The 14167-nt window shown below is 32.8% G+C and carries 19 protein-coding genes; 5 read left to right on the top strand and 14 right to left on the bottom strand.

The window, feature by feature from the left end; all coding sequences use genetic code 11:
• A partial coding sequence (locus PaeCFBP13512_RS12815) for a recombinase family protein (RefSeq protein WP_193555953.1) occupies positions 1–967 on the bottom strand: 967 nt, incomplete at its 3' end.
• A gap of 12 nt (positions 968–979) precedes the next feature.
• On the opposite strand from PaeCFBP13512_RS12815, the gene PaeCFBP13512_RS12810 reads away from it, so the two are divergent.
• Positions 980–1465 (top strand): hypothetical protein, encoded by a 486-nt coding sequence (locus PaeCFBP13512_RS12810; RefSeq protein ID WP_137223516.1) that lies wholly within the window; start codon positions 980–982, stop codon positions 1463–1465.
• 336 nt (positions 1466–1801) lie between these two features.
• Here PaeCFBP13512_RS12810 and PaeCFBP13512_RS23230 read toward each other — a convergent pair whose 3' ends face one another.
• The 3 genes from PaeCFBP13512_RS23230 to PaeCFBP13512_RS12800 all read right to left on the bottom strand — a co-directional run bounded on the left by PaeCFBP13512_RS23230 (position 1802) and on the right by PaeCFBP13512_RS12800 (position 2909).
• Positions 1802–1939 (bottom strand): hypothetical protein, encoded by a 138-nt coding sequence (locus tag PaeCFBP13512_RS23230; RefSeq protein WP_161594265.1) that lies wholly within the window; start codon positions 1937–1939, stop codon positions 1802–1804.
• A 153-nt stretch (positions 1940–2092) separates the two neighbouring features.
• Complete coding sequence (locus PaeCFBP13512_RS12805) at positions 2093–2341, bottom strand: hypothetical protein (RefSeq protein ID WP_137223514.1); 249 nt, start codon at positions 2339–2341, stop codon at positions 2093–2095.
• A gap of 364 nt (positions 2342–2705) precedes the next feature.
• Entirely contained in the window at positions 2706–2909 is a 204-nt protein-coding gene (locus tag PaeCFBP13512_RS12800) for a hypothetical protein (protein WP_137223512.1), read from the bottom strand.
• Positions 2910–3140: 231 nt separating this feature from the next.
• Here PaeCFBP13512_RS12800 and PaeCFBP13512_RS23225 point away from each other — a divergent pair, with 231 nt between their 5' ends.
• Both PaeCFBP13512_RS23225 and PaeCFBP13512_RS12795 read left to right on the top strand, forming a co-directional pair.
• On the top strand, positions 3141–3311 hold the full coding sequence (locus PaeCFBP13512_RS23225; protein WP_161594264.1) for a hypothetical protein: 171 nt from the start codon (positions 3141–3143) through the stop codon (positions 3309–3311).
• A 126-nt stretch (positions 3312–3437) separates the two neighbouring features.
• On the top strand, positions 3438–3854 hold the full coding sequence (locus PaeCFBP13512_RS12795; RefSeq protein ID WP_137223510.1) for a hypothetical protein: 417 nt from the start codon (positions 3438–3440) through the stop codon (positions 3852–3854).
• A 303-nt stretch (positions 3855–4157) separates the two neighbouring features.
• On the opposite strand, the gene PaeCFBP13512_RS12790 is transcribed toward PaeCFBP13512_RS12795, so the two are convergent.
• Together PaeCFBP13512_RS12790 and PaeCFBP13512_RS12785 are read right to left on the bottom strand one after the other, a co-directional pair.
• Positions 4158–4910, bottom strand: a complete 753-nt coding sequence (locus tag PaeCFBP13512_RS12790; RefSeq protein WP_241669367.1) for an adenylate/guanylate cyclase domain-containing protein — start codon at positions 4908–4910, stop codon at positions 4158–4160.
• Positions 4911–5197: 287 nt separating this feature from the next.
• Entirely contained in the window at positions 5198–6715 is a 1518-nt protein-coding gene (locus PaeCFBP13512_RS12785; protein ID WP_137223508.1) for a PIN-like domain-containing protein, read from the bottom strand.
• Positions 6716–6870: 155 nt separating this feature from the next.
• Here PaeCFBP13512_RS12785 and PaeCFBP13512_RS12780 point away from each other — a divergent pair, with 155 nt between their 5' ends.
• The gene (locus PaeCFBP13512_RS12780; RefSeq protein ID WP_137223506.1) at positions 6871–7911 is read left to right on the top strand and encodes an NAD(P)/FAD-dependent oxidoreductase; all 1041 of its coding nucleotides are present in this window, start codon (positions 6871–6873) and stop codon (positions 7909–7911) included.
• Positions 7912–8018: 107 nt separating this feature from the next.
• On the opposite strand, the gene PaeCFBP13512_RS12775 is transcribed toward PaeCFBP13512_RS12780, so the two are convergent.
• From PaeCFBP13512_RS12775 to PaeCFBP13512_RS12760, 4 genes are all read right to left on the bottom strand, one after another.
• Positions 8019–8420 carry a hypothetical protein gene (locus tag PaeCFBP13512_RS12775; protein WP_137223504.1) on the bottom strand — a complete coding sequence of 134 codons (402 nt, stop codon included), beginning with the start codon at positions 8418–8420 and terminating at the stop codon, positions 8019–8021.
• A gap of 22 nt (positions 8421–8442) precedes the next feature.
• Positions 8443–8910 carry a hypothetical protein gene (locus PaeCFBP13512_RS12770; RefSeq protein WP_241669366.1) on the bottom strand — a complete coding sequence of 156 codons (468 nt, stop codon included), beginning with the start codon at positions 8908–8910 and terminating at the stop codon, positions 8443–8445.
• A gap of 128 nt (positions 8911–9038) precedes the next feature.
• Entirely contained in the window at positions 9039–9473 is a 435-nt protein-coding gene (locus tag PaeCFBP13512_RS12765) for a DoxX family protein (protein WP_137223534.1), read from the bottom strand.
• A gap of 90 nt (positions 9474–9563) precedes the next feature.
• Positions 9564–10175, bottom strand: coding sequence for a TetR/AcrR family transcriptional regulator (locus PaeCFBP13512_RS12760; protein ID WP_137223502.1), 612 nt, complete (start codon positions 10173–10175; stop codon positions 9564–9566).
• A gap of 275 nt (positions 10176–10450) precedes the next feature.
• Between PaeCFBP13512_RS12760 and PaeCFBP13512_RS12755 the strand changes: the two genes are divergently transcribed.
• Positions 10451–11665: an FAD-dependent monooxygenase gene (locus PaeCFBP13512_RS12755; protein ID WP_137223500.1), complete on the top strand. Its 1215-nt coding sequence runs from the start codon at positions 10451–10453 to the stop codon at positions 11663–11665.
• 167 nt (positions 11666–11832) lie between these two features.
• Here the strand turns inward: PaeCFBP13512_RS12755 and PaeCFBP13512_RS12750 are convergent, their stop codons facing one another.
• Genes PaeCFBP13512_RS12750 through PaeCFBP13512_RS12735 form a run of 4 tightly spaced genes read right to left on the bottom strand, consistent with a single transcriptional unit; the run spans position 11833 to position 14162 of the window.
• On the bottom strand, positions 11833–12342 hold the full coding sequence (locus PaeCFBP13512_RS12750; RefSeq protein ID WP_137223498.1) for a hypothetical protein: 510 nt from the start codon (positions 12340–12342) through the stop codon (positions 11833–11835).
• A 14-nt stretch (positions 12343–12356) separates the two neighbouring features.
• Positions 12357–12731 carry a hypothetical protein gene (locus PaeCFBP13512_RS12745; protein ID WP_137223496.1) on the bottom strand — a complete coding sequence of 125 codons (375 nt, stop codon included), beginning with the start codon at positions 12729–12731 and terminating at the stop codon, positions 12357–12359.
• 1 nt (position 12732) lies between these two features.
• Positions 12733–13380 (bottom strand): hypothetical protein, encoded by a 648-nt coding sequence (locus tag PaeCFBP13512_RS12740; RefSeq protein ID WP_137223494.1) that lies wholly within the window; start codon positions 13378–13380, stop codon positions 12733–12735.
• Positions 13377–14162: a class I SAM-dependent methyltransferase gene (locus tag PaeCFBP13512_RS12735; protein ID WP_137223492.1), complete on the bottom strand. Its 786-nt coding sequence runs from the start codon at positions 14160–14162 to the stop codon at positions 13377–13379. The genes PaeCFBP13512_RS12740 and PaeCFBP13512_RS12735 overlap by 4 nt, the downstream gene beginning before the upstream one ends.
• Between the last annotated feature and the right edge of the window lie 5 nt (positions 14163–14167).

Below are 14167 nucleotides of genomic sequence, written 5' to 3'. Positions count from 1 at the left end.
AAATAATAATTTTCTTATCTAACTGAAGATTGTCATTACGTTGTTGATACTCTTCATCCTTAATAATTGATTTCGTCAATAATCTGAAATTGGTATCGATTGATAACTGTATATCGGTTAAACTATTTTGCAAAATTGCTATTTGTTTATCAGTATCTTTATTGTCTAAATAAGTATGAATATAATTGTCTAAATCATTTTGTAAATTTTTTTGATTTATTTTTTTTATTACAAATGCATTTAAATCCTCTTCTATTATTGAATTACGATATGCACATCTAGACTTGCCATACATATCATTGATAGCACAACTCCAATCGTAACCTAGTTCCTTTTTTGTTCCATCTACACGTTTGGAAGCTCTTCTTTTTTTTCGCTTCAGTGCCGAGCCACAATTGCCACAATATAGCACGTTGGAATACAAAAGGCTGTTGCTGTGTCTAGTATTACTACGAGCCAGAACACGTTTTTTGGATAGTTCTATCTCTCCATCATCATTAACAGATTTTTGTAATTGAATATTTATCTGTCCAAAAATGTTCATACGCTTTTGCTTCTCTAGCTGTGTTAAAGCAAATAACTCATCTGATATGATTCTTAATTCTTCTCTTATAGTAATAATATGCTCCTCTTCAGGGACTGCTTTACTAATACGTCTATTGACATCTATATGCTGTCGTTTATGTAAAACTTGTTTACATGTATAAATCGGATTTTTTAAAATATCACAGATGACAATTTGTGACCATTTCTTTTTTCTTTTTGATAAGATATCATTTTCATTTAAATACCTACGTATTTTTCCTGTACCATGACCTTCGTAGTAATATAGGTTAAATATTTTTTCTACTATTTTAGATTCTATATCGTTTTTAATTAAAAATTTATCTTTAATGTCATAGCCATATGGAGCATTACCAGTCGTCCATCGTCCTTGTTGTTGTGATCTTCTGATCCCGAACTGCATGATAGACGATTTATGATTACTTTCTTCTTGAGCTGTACTAATACCACTTATAGCACAAGTCCAAACACTATAACTACTAGTTCATCTAAAGCTACAACATCTATTAAAATTCAAGGTCTAGAATCTAATTATACAAAAGGCGATAAATTAGATAGTCAAAAAATAGCGGAAGATATTGCAGATGGTAAGTTAACAATTAATTCGCAAGACGCTTCTACAGGAGATAATCTGTTGCATTTAGTGATTAGAAAAAATGATTATACCACTTATCTAATTATCAAAAAAAATGGATTGAACGTTAATATTAAGAATTCAAAAGGACAAACTCCTGTACATGAAGCAATACTTCAAAATAGTAACTTTTACTTAGGAGAGTTATTAAACTTGAATGCTATTGCAAATATAAAAGACAATGACAAAAAAAGCCTATTGATTATGCAGATAAGAATTCAAGCAATTATCAAATATTATTTATCCACTCTATATAATCTAATATGATGTTTCTGGTAAGGATCTAAGGCAGTTTCCGCTTTATTCCATGCAACTACCAACCGTTGATGAAAGACTGGTTTTATCTCAATAAAAAAACAGGAAAGCAATTAAGCTCTCCTGTTTAATGCATATATTTTATTATCAATTAAGTAATATTCTCATCTATTCTTCATCCTCTATTTCATTACGTGGATCTGTGAAATATTTACTATTATTTTTTTTGAATTCAGATACCAATATCTTACTTTCAATTTTGTTAAGTTTATTTATCTTCTCAAGCATAGATTCTAGATCACTATAATGTGGTAGAGCATCTTCAGCCACAAGCAATAGATCTTTAGGTTATTTGATTTTATAATAAACAGCCTCAAATTCTTTCTTATCTTCCTCATAATCTTTCACGATCATAGCCATATTATGAAGTTCATGATCTTCAAACAAATCAATTACCTTATCAATAGTTCTACTTTTTTTAGCCATTTCGTATCCCCCTGAATAAGAGTTTTCCGTGCTACTTAACTATTAATCCAATAAGAGAAGAATAAAACATATGTAAATGACTCTCAGTCTGTTGATACTACACATAAAAGAATCATTTTAAATACAAAAAAAGAGAGGTCTCCCTCTCTTCTATCATTCCTCATCTTCTTCGTCATACTCTTCTTCATCTTCATGCTCTTCTTCATCTTCGTACTCATCATCTTCTTCATCTGGAAAGTTCTTCATATTGTAGATTTCCTCTGCATTACAATTTGCACAAAAACTGCCCAAATCTCTCTTTAATTCATTATCAATAACAGATACACTTCTATTAGATCCGCAGTCACTACACGAATCACTATCATCATAATCAAATGTATACCTTCCATACTCTTCTGTCATTTAGTTGCTCCTTTGATTTTATCTATTTTATTGTAGCATAATTACATTATTGTTAGAATAATCTATCCCGCTACAATAAAAATAATTTTGATATTACGATTATATTAATAAACGATAATAATCATGTATAAGATATCATCTCTAATTAATTTTACTTTCATTCTATGTGTTAATTATAATAAAACAAGAACTTTACAACAGTATTAGAACTTTTAATAGTTAAAATAATTCATCTATAATATATTTCCATATTTATATACTGCAATACTCCCATCTGGTTGCTTTATCATTTCAATTCCTAGCTTTTTTGCAAGATCATTTGATTTATACGATGTTTTATTTATATCAATAAGCCTCTTCCTAACTAAAAAGTATATTTAAAGAAATCTCGCATCGCTTGTAATCCTCTTTCGTTCTCTTCTGGATCTCCATAAAATGTTATGCTAATTTTAAACCCATTCTTATTTTTTTCTTTAAAAGGTCTAGTTGAACTATTAGGCAACTCTTCGACATCGTACCATTCATTATTAAACATAGCCTGCTTTCTAATTCGTTTTATTGCAACCATTTTTCTCAAACCTCTAGTTATTTTTATATCATATCTCCTTTAATTTTTATTGAAAATATATACATTAAAAATACTATCAGGATGATTACAACATGCATACAGAATTAAGTTACCAAGTAATTATTATTGATAAAATAATATATATATGTATTTATATTAAATTTATAACATTTATGTATTATGTTTACAATTTTAATATAAATGTTATAATCGATGTAGGAGGTGCAATTAGTGAAGAAACGAAAGACTTTTACGACTACAATTGATGAACAATTGCAAAAAGATTTTAAAAAATCATGTATTGATCAAGATGAAAAAATGAACGATGTTTTAGAAGCTTTTATGAATGCGTGGATTACTGGTCAATATACTATTGAGAAGAATTTAAAATCGGAAAAATAAAAGGAATCCATCTCCCCCTACCAAAGAGTTAATGGATTCCTGCATTAATACCACTCAGAGAGCGATATATAAAATTATACCATATTACTCTTTGGTGAGTTATAAAACCCAAAGGAGAAATTAAAAATGAATAACACTTATGAACAACCCTGCTATGATTATGCTTACGATCTATTAGAGATCGATAAAAAGGCAGTAGATCTTAGAAGAGCGATTGAGCTAACCATAAATAATAATGATGAGCTTAACACGTTATTGCTAAAGTGTATGAGTAGTATGTATACAAATAGTATGTTTATATTAAACTATCTAACAGAGCTTCGCTCACAAAAGCTGTATGGCTCTAAATTGAGTCTGGATGAGTTTCTATCTCTATATGAAGAAGATAAGAATAACGCTTTAACCAGACTATTTAGATGTATCGTATTCAACAAAGATATATCCTTGCTTGAAATAGATAATCCTTTTTTAATATATGAACTATATTGTAATGAAAAACCTGATATTTACTTTTATGACTTCGTTAGATTATATCGTAAATAAAAATAGTTTATATAAGATCCTACAGCAAGATTGTAGGATCTTTTTTGCATAATCGATGAAATATAGAGGAATATGACTCTATTAATACTATTATTCTTATAGCTACGATAGCACTTTTCTATAAAACCGAAAACCGTTCGCAGAGTAAGAAAATGAAAATGTTCATCGCAAATGACGATAAACATTTAAAAAGCTAAAATCCTATAGTCGCAAGGATTTTAGCTTTTTAAAACAATTTAACAATAGCACTCAGAATAGACAACATGTTATTTTGAAATAACATGTTGTTAATTAAAATCAAATTTAATTATTCATACCATTCTTAATCCAATCATTAAATTCTGTTTTGATAACATTTCCGTGATGGTATTCTCCATATGAAGAATCATATTCTTTTGACCACCATGTTTTTGCTTCATCAGATATCTTTGATGAGTAGTTAAAATAAAAATCATCAGACATTACAATTGGGGAAATATTATTTTTATTACCTAGATCTGAAAGCTTTAATGCTGAAGCTACACTTTTTCCTACCCATACAAGATTATGAACACCAGAAGAGTGTCTTCCCGCTTTAACTGCTAAAGTTGGATGGGCTGCTAAACCAATGCCTGCCTTGATTATAGGAAGCGCGCGCGCAACAAGTAATTTATTCAACATTTTCATATAAGTATTAATATATATTGCTCGATCTGCTACATCCTGTATATCAGCTTTTTTTGGTGTAGAGTAGACAGCGTATACACAATCACCACGAATACCAATTTCTTTTAATTCGGTATCATTTGCATCTTTTTTTAAAATTTCTATAATTTCAGAAGTGAATCCTCTAACAACTTTAGCTACTTTTACCTCATCTTCATTAGAGAATAAAGAAGTTGAATCGCGTAGATCCACAAAAATTGCACTAGCCCATGCTTTATAACCATTGCTATAAGTAAAGTCTTGATCTCTTGGGAATTTATCAACTTCTTCTACACTTTTAGTATTATCTAAAATCTCTTCTACCTTTGCTTTACGTTCTTTATAATTATGCTGTAATATGAAGCCTAACACATTCTATCGTAGAGTGAAGGAATATGAACAAACATTGATAAAAAGCCCTCTATAGGGCTTTTAGGTATAGGGGGATAGTTTAAATTTGAAAAGTAATTAAAATTTCCAAATATTTCTGTAGCTCATCTATCTACACTAAAATTTTATTTATATCTTTCTTGGATACCAGAGACTGGTTCATTATCTTTAGCATTACTTTTAGAAAACAAACTAAATATAGTATTATACTGTATTGCTTGTAAAAAAATATATTTTAAAATATATTTTTTTGCTAATGATAATTAACATTATATAATTAATGTAAGATTTTCATAAGGTTCTGTAATAAATTTTGTAATATTATTAAATCTAACAATAAGGTCACTTTCTCTTATACCAATTATAGTCCCTGTTCCAAATCGATCATGTAATACAGCGCCCTCTACGTGTAAATGAGACTTAAAATCCTCAAATTTACTATTGATATAATTGTTATCAATAGTAAATGAATTACGTGTTTCATTAATTAATTCTATATCTTCCACAACATAATTAAAATTTTCGCTATATTTTTCAATTTTAAAGGAAGCGATTGTATTTATAGATTTAATCGCAATGTTGCTTGTATCAATTTTACCTATAGTACGAATTAGAATTTCATATGATCTATTAGTTAATTTTGCATCTACTATTAAGATATCTTGATTATATACTTCCCTGATAATACTTAAAACATGAGCAGCTATCGAATCATAATCATCGCTAAGAAAGAATATGCTAATTTTATAAAAATAAATATGATTAGATGAACTTTTTGTCTTCAAGAAATGTTCCAATGCGTTTGCTAAAAGGAAATTAGAACCTAAACTAACATCATTTAGTTTATTTCCTTCAATTTTTTTAGTTTTTTCTATATCAGAGATAGCTTCTTCAATAGAAATCTGGTTATTAACATTGAAGAATTTTTTTGCATATTCAATAAATCTTTCAGAATTATAAAGATAAAACTGCTTTTCAGTTTCTCTTACAAACTCATTCATAAGTTCAGGATGTAACCCCTTTTTTTGTCCTTTAAATTTGTAAACCCAATCTTCCTTGCTATCATCTGAAATTAATATTATTGACTTTATATTTGACTCTTTAGCTTTCTCAATAATTTGAAACCAATAAACAAGATCACCATACTCATCTTTATAAATTAATCCATTATGTAAAGAAGTTTTTCCTTTTTTATCACTGAGATCTTTGAAGCCTGGAGGAATTTCATTTTCATATCGTTTTTGTCCTGTCTCATATATTTTATCAAGTTCTTCTTGAGTATATGGTCTACCTACTTTATCTCCAATAATAAAGTTGAGACTTTCCTTTAACTCTTCCAAATCGGGATGCTCGTCCTTCTGCACTTTTAATTCTGCTTTTACCGATTCTTTAGCTTCGGTTATTGTGGTTATGATTTTTTCAACAGTAATGTTCGAATGTCTTAAGTCAGTAGCTTTCTTTTCAATTTTTGATACTAGTTCATTTATTGAAGAATCGATTAATTCTTCAAAAGAACTATAACCATTATCTTGCTTATGCAATTCATCGTTTAAGTTTTTATGATACTCGAAAGCAACTTGATATGGAATCCAGATTCTTCCTTCAAGCTTTTCAAGTATATTTAAAAATAATTCTCTTGTTTTCTCAGGGTAGCGATAAAGATTAAGAAGTGTGTTGGTATCAAAAACAAAAATACAGTTCTGCCATAGTTCATTAAATTCTTCTTCAGTTGGTTTATAAAAACTTTTAAATAAGTTCTTCATTATACTATCACTACTTTCTGTCAAGTAATATTATATTTATATACAAATCCTCTGATGAAATTTTAATTCTTTCATGAAAATATTCTTTTAAATAATAACAGAATATTTAACTTTATTAAATAATTAGATTTTAAATAGAGTTTCAACTGCTACAATGGAGGGCAAAGGAGGCGTTATTATTGAATAAACCGAAAATCGTGATTATTGGAGCAGGGATTGTAGGAGCTTCTATGGCATACCACCTCGCCAAACGGAATCAAGATGTAATCGTGATTGAGCAGCATTCAGCCGCAGCGCAAGAAGTGACAGAAAAATCTTTTGCTTGGATACATACGACTCATGAAGTGGCTCCCCCATACCAGCATTTATATGATTTGGCTTTGGAAGAATATCATAGGCTTCAGCAAGAACTGCCAGAACTGAATATCCATTGGAATGGAGCTTTGACTTGGGACATTTCGTCACCTGTTAAACAGCATCGCTTTCAAAAATTAAATCGTACGCAACTTATGGAACTAGAACCGAATTTAGAAGAATATCCCGATGAAGCGTTTTTTGCTAGTGAAGAAGGAGCAGTTAATCCTATAGAGATAACCAAACTCTTACTGGGCAAAGCGCAAGAATATGGAGCAAAAGTTCTATTAAGCACACGGGTGACCGGGCTAGAACAAGACGCATCCCAACTGATCGGTGTTCATACGTCCAATGGTTTTGTAGAGTCAGATATCGTGGTATTGGCAGCAGGTACAAGCATCCTTGAACTGTGTAGCCCATTAGAAATTCATGTACCCGTAACATCGTCACCTTCTATTCTGATTCAGATGAAAACGTCCCATAAATATATCGATACACTGATTTCGAATGCGAAATTCGAAGCACGTCAACTGACAGATCATATCCTATTGGCTGCTGAAGATTATATCGACGATTCGTTAGAAAATGGACCTGAGGCGGTTGGTAAGCGAGCGTTCGATACGCTGCGTCATAGCCTCAAAGACGGGTATCAAATAGAATTAGAAAGCATAAAAGTTGGGTTGAGACCCATGCCTGAAGACGGTTATCCGATCGTAGGCTTTGATAACCGCATAAAAGGTCTTTATCTAGCATCAATGCATGCTGCGATTACGCTAGCACCTCTTATTGCGCGTTTGGCAGCAAATGAAATTATCAATCAGCAATCTGAAAGCCAATTAGCTCCTTGTCGACTTTCCAGATTTTAAAAGTGCTTTTTGAAGAAGCTCTGATGATGAGGAAAATTAGATAGGGATTAGAAAGAAGTAAAAAAGCTCGTATATAACTTAAAACACTTTTGCAGACTCTATGGTGATCAGCAAAGAAATTTCATTTTAATATACTTACTTCCCAAACCCCAATAATCACGGCTATATTCTTCAGGGTATTGTATAAGATGTTTTGAACGTTGTATCCAAGCTTTTAGCTTTTTAGCCTTTGCAGTCTTACCTACTTTATTTAGTAATATAGAAAGTTGTTCTACCTCTTCTACCTTGGCACCTCTAATAACATCTCCAGTAAAAACATAAAGACTACTCAGAAAAAACCGATCACGATTACATATCTCATCGTCAACAAAAGCACAAATCATAGATATATTATCAAAACTATTGACTGCTAATTCCCAGTCTTGCTCTGGGATACCATCTTTACTATAAGCCCAACTTCTAATTTCTTCAGAAGTTGGATTCCAAGCATGACTGGAATCTCTAAACAAAAATATCATCTCCTTATGTATACTATTGTTTTAAAGCTATACTGGCTTCTGTTAATTGATCGTGAGCTTCTAAATAGCGTAGTGTTTTTTCAATAGCTTCATAATTTATTTCTTTCAATATAAGTAAATGCTTGATATTAAAACCTGAAAGATCCATTTGCTTTTCAAAATAATCTACAAGTTTAGAAGGAGTTGTGATCAGACACCATCGCTTACTTCCATCTGAAAACATAAGATCAACCTCCATCAAATCATAGTCCATTGGATCATCTTCTGACTTCCATTCTTTCAAATATGGTAATGTAATATTACCATTTATAAAATGTGCTTTGGCTATCCAAACCAACCTGCCATGATTACCAGTTATTCTATACTTATCATCACTCTCATTATTGACAATATACTGATTACCTCTTTTAAGTGCATGCTCATATACACCTACATCACAGCAAGTTACGATTGTTTTGTCTATCAATAGATTCACTTCCATCCTTGATTCAGTATTTTAGTTATCCAGATACTTTAGCACATCATCAAACCCTTTGTTTTAGACAAACTACTATACAATTGATATGAAAATTTGTGTATAACCTTTCTCACCTAAATCTAGAAAACTTTTTACCCCGCCAACAGTACAACTATAATAAAAAATACTTGCACAATACTTCTCACAAAAAGATTTGGTACAGACTTACCTCCGACCTTCAATTGATTTCGGGAAGCTAAAATGTTTGCTGGGAACATAGCAACGAATAATAGAGCCAATCCAATAGAAGCCACTCGTGATGTAACCGGAACAATAATTCCAATCGCTCCTGCGATTTCAAGAAGCCCCGTAGCAGTCACGATCCAATGTGGACGTGGAAAAACTGCTGGAACCATGCGAATCAAATCTACTCTTTTAGAACCCCAATGGGCAGACGCTGCAACGAACAACATCACTGCTACACTTCCTTGAAGTACAGCATGCCAATCATCAAAATGGGAAAGACCAAGTAAACCAAGACCTTTGAATATCAGAAACGATATAATCAACACATAAAAAGGGATCATGCGTAGCACTCCTTTGAAATAATCCTGTATTTACAATGCATAAATAAGCACAAATCAGTCGTCATCAAATAATCTATAGATATCAAGCGCTTATGCCTTTGGTGGTTCTTTGGGTGATTGAAGCATTTCAGCAATCCATTTTGAAAATAATTTTGCATCAAAAAAGTGCTGTATATTTGGAATAGAAGCTCGCATACGTATACCCATCGTCAATAAAACGAACATATCTGCCATTTGATGAGAATCGATTGATGGCGATATAACACCATGCTGTTGTCCGATTTCAATCCATTCCTGCGATAAAGCTACAGTTCTCTCGTAATATTCTTTAAGTGCTTCTGCGATCATAGGCTGATCTTCCTTACCCAATAAGTACAAAAGAATCTTATTCGTTGCATCTTCTGGATTTTCATAAAATGTAATACTTTCTGAGATTCTCTTCATAGGTTCGGAAAAAGATTGTTCCTTCTCATTTACTTCGTTTCTAAATTGTCGATTTGTTTCTTCGAGTCGTTCTTGAAGTACCCAGATAAAAAGTTCATCTTTACTTTTTATATAATGAAAAATAGCTCCTTTGGATAACTCTGACCTTTCCATGATGTCTTGCATTGTGATAGAATTACACCCTTTTTCATTAACCAAACTTTTGACAGTATCTAATAACTTTTTTATCGTTTGTTCCCGGCGTTCTTCTTGCTTCAAGCCTACTCCTCCTTTGTTACTACACATTGAATAACGTTTAATTGATATTATTATAAAAACAAACCGTCGGTTTGTAAATTATTTATTACATCCATTTAATGTGTTCAACAATATTACTTTTAATTACAGTTTCAATTTCTAATCACAGAGGGTAAGAAACATCTAACTGCATCTCTCCACTTTGTATTAAGGGTGAGTTGTGGTTTTTTATGATTGCTTTCGATTATCCTAACCTATTCATAATGGCGTATCTACACGTCGAGAGGAGCAACATCATGACGGTTCAAAAAGCACTGATTTCAGGTGCGAGTATTGCTGGGCTTAGTACGGCATTCTGGTTGAACAAAGCAGGTTGGGAAGTTACAGTCCTTGAGCGCTCCAGTACTTTTCGTGAGGGTGGGCAAAATGTCGATGTACGTGGGATTGCACGCAAAGTTCTTCAAATGATGGGCTTGGAAGATCAAGTGCGTAACCAAACGACGACTGAAGAAGGAACGGCATTTGTAAATGAAAAAGGACAAATCGTTGGTGCTTTTCCTGTAGAAGGTTCGGATGGACTGACGGCTGAACTGGAAATCCTGCGTGGAGACTTAGCACGTATTATTTTGGATGCGTTACCAGAGGAAGTCGAGGTTCGTTATGGTGACTGGATTGAACACATTGTCGATCATCCAGAACATGTTGAGATCGATCTACATTCAGGAAAAACAGAAATATACGATTTGCTTATTATCGCTGAAGGTGTGCGTTCCAGAACACGGGATAAAGTGTTTGGAGATCGTGTATCTAGACGTGAATTGGGCCTGAATATAGCATACGGTACGATTGAACGACAAGCTGGAGATGACCGATGGTGGCGCTGGTATACAGCTACAGGTGGTCGTCAAATCTCACTTCGTCCTGATAATCAGGGAACGATACGTGCGATGCTCGCCTTTAAAGATCGTGATCGTAATCTGGCGGCTATTCCTTCAGAACAGGCTCGTACAGAATTACGTGATATTTTTGCAGGAGCGGGCTGGGAAGATCAACGTGTTATTGACGGATTTTCTACATCACAAGATGTTTACTTTGATTACCTCACGCAAATTATGATGCCTACATGGTCAGAAGGCAGAGTATGTGTTACCGGTGATGCGGCATGGTGTGTCACTCCTATCGGTGGAGGTGGATCGTCACTCGCATTAATTGGCGGATATGTGCTTGCGGCTTCCCTTTCACAAGCCTTGACTCATCAAGTGGAAGAAATTCAAATGTGTCTTGGCAAGTATGAAAAATGGATGCGTCCTATTGTAGATAAAGCACAGCATTTGCCTCCCGGAGCTCCTAACCTATTTTACCCTCAAACCAAGGTTGGCGTGGGAACAATACAGACCTTTATCCGAATCGCTAGCTTTGGTCCGATCCGCAAGCTTGCTGCTCGCATCGGTCATGTTGCTCGTACCGATCAACAATTGCCTGATATCAGGCTTGTACAGACTACAACATAAGTAATCTTATGAACAAATTGATATACACATAGAAATCATTATTAGAAATAAGTTCACCTGCTCTTACCCTTCTTGATGTACAGGTTGTCCTCCTATAAAAGATATGGAAAATGGCTCTCTTTCCGATACATTATAGGAGGGGAATGTTGTATGCAATTAACGTTTTCTTACGTATGTATCACTTTTATATAGGTTCTTATGGAGTCTGGAATGACTTCTATACTCTCCTCCGATACCGAATATTCACTCTTTATTTGATCTTCAATGATCTCTATTGCATCAAAATAGGCTTTTGCTTGATACCAGCTAACCATTTCAGCCAAAGGAAGGCTCTTTTTTAAAAGTGCACCTTCATAATAAGATACTATTGTCATGGTAAACGCGGGAATTAACGCATCTGCATTGAAATACAATACAAAGTCTTTCCCTATATAATGCTTTTTGAGATATAACTCTATGTTCTCCTCTAGAAAAGAAAACACTTCAACTACCTTTTCTACAGATATGCGGTTATACTTAAGCAACTTATTGAATCCGTGAATATACAAGTGATTATAATTAGCTTCGTTTCTAGTGAGATTAGGGTCATTGGAAAATAAAAAAATAGGATCATTTAAGATAGACATGATCTCGCGATAAGCTTTTTGGGCATAACTATTTAAATACTCTAATATCACGTATTTTCTCCTTTTTAGTAATATCTTCTTAAAATTTCTTCTTTCGATACTCCGATTATCTCTGCAATAATTTGAGGATCTATTTTTAATTCTATCATTTTTCTCATCAAATTATCTCTTTCAGTCCCTATTCCAAATGCTTTCCCATTTATAAATCCATCTTCTCTTGCTTCTTCAATATCTTTTGAGACATCCGTAAACTCACTGGTTAACTCGCCACACCAAGAAGATTGTTCTAAATCATACATAATTTTCGCTTCTACCTGAATATCCTCAGTATATAAAATGACTTTTTCTCCATCAACAAGCTTAAAATAATCCATATCAAAGTCAGGAATTCGTATTCTATTCGGATTGGGATTATTAAAATCTGTCCATATTTTTTTCATATTATTCTCCTTTATTTGCTTGATGTGTACTTAACCAGTTGATCATAAAGTCAAAAAGCTCTATAGAATATCGATGAGTAGAAGTAGAATGGCGTAATTCACTTCTGATCTTTTCTATATTATGCTCAATATCAACTGATTCGATAAAACATACCAATCCTGGACAAAACTCATTTAACGCTTTGAAATATCTCATTTGCGGTTCGATAAATTGTAAATTCATTTCAAACCCTCTTCTTAATCGGGTAGAATCACTTGCTTTTCTTTGTCTTAGAATATGCTCGTTGGTATATAAAACAAAATATGTATCAGGGAATCCTAATTTCTTCTGACTTATTAAAGGTCGGTAAAATCGTTCTACAAAAGCTAAGCTTTGTCCATCAAATAAAGTAAAATCAAAAGACCAGTTGTACCAGAACGGTTGAAATAAGTCGATATCGATAATTACTTCTGTATCTGTTTCTTTTTCAATAGCTATATTCCAGCGATCCAGTTGACGCTCAAAAAACCACTCCGGATATTCATGTTCAGGCTTTTCCCACCAACTTGCGACCTCTGGAATATGAAAAGCTTTGTTTACAGTAGCAAGTGCAGATGAAGTAGCTGTCTTTCCTACTGCACTTGCTCCCTCAATACTAATAATAGTCATATAAATTCCTTTCTTTTGTGATCTTCCGATTTTCTGGCTTCATATGTAATAATACTGTCTCCATTTTCAGGTATTGATTTATAATCATAGTTGGCTGATATTGTGACATCCACAAATCCTATACTTTCTAATAATAGTTGGAATTCATATATTCCATACCAACTCATAGACAATCGTTGAAGTTCAGTCTGTAACAGTGCTCCATCTTTCCACTTCTCATATTTTAGCAAAGAAATAGTTCGTTGGTTCACTATATCTAATTCAATACGTTTTTCTTCTAAAGTAATCACTTCATTTTTGCTATTTTCCCATAAGCGTGTCTTCACTGAATGACTAGTAAAATCTGTCTGTAATAGTATATCCATTATGATAATACCGTCATGTTTTAAATGAGCATAATAACATTTTAATGCATGGATCAGATCTTCTCGTAACTCAATTAATTGAATCGATCCACCAGGAATAATGATGGCTTCATAATTTTGATTTAAGTTAAAGCTACTCATGCTCCTTTCTAATAGCACAGGATTGAAATCTAATGCTTTACACGCTTTTCGACAAGAATCTAGCATGGCTAATGAATAATCTATACCATCAACTTTAAACCCTTTTTGCAATAATGGAATAAGAACTCGTCCAGAACCGCAAGCGACTTCAAGCAATTCTTTTTTGCCTAATTGTTGTAGTCTCTCTATATAGTACAGTACATCCTGATAAGAAAAACCTACAGGCTTACTTAGCTCATATACTTCTGTACATAATTCTCCATAATAATTATACATCGCTT

Origin of the sequence: Paenibacillus sp. CFBP13512, assembly GCF_005233705.1 — a bacterium.
GTDB classification, from domain to species: domain Bacteria; phylum Bacillota; class Bacilli; order Paenibacillales; family Paenibacillaceae; genus Saccharibacillus; species Saccharibacillus nuruki.
The sequence above is the reverse complement of the archived record's forward strand: the minus strand, read 5'-3'. Positions and strand labels throughout refer to the sequence as shown.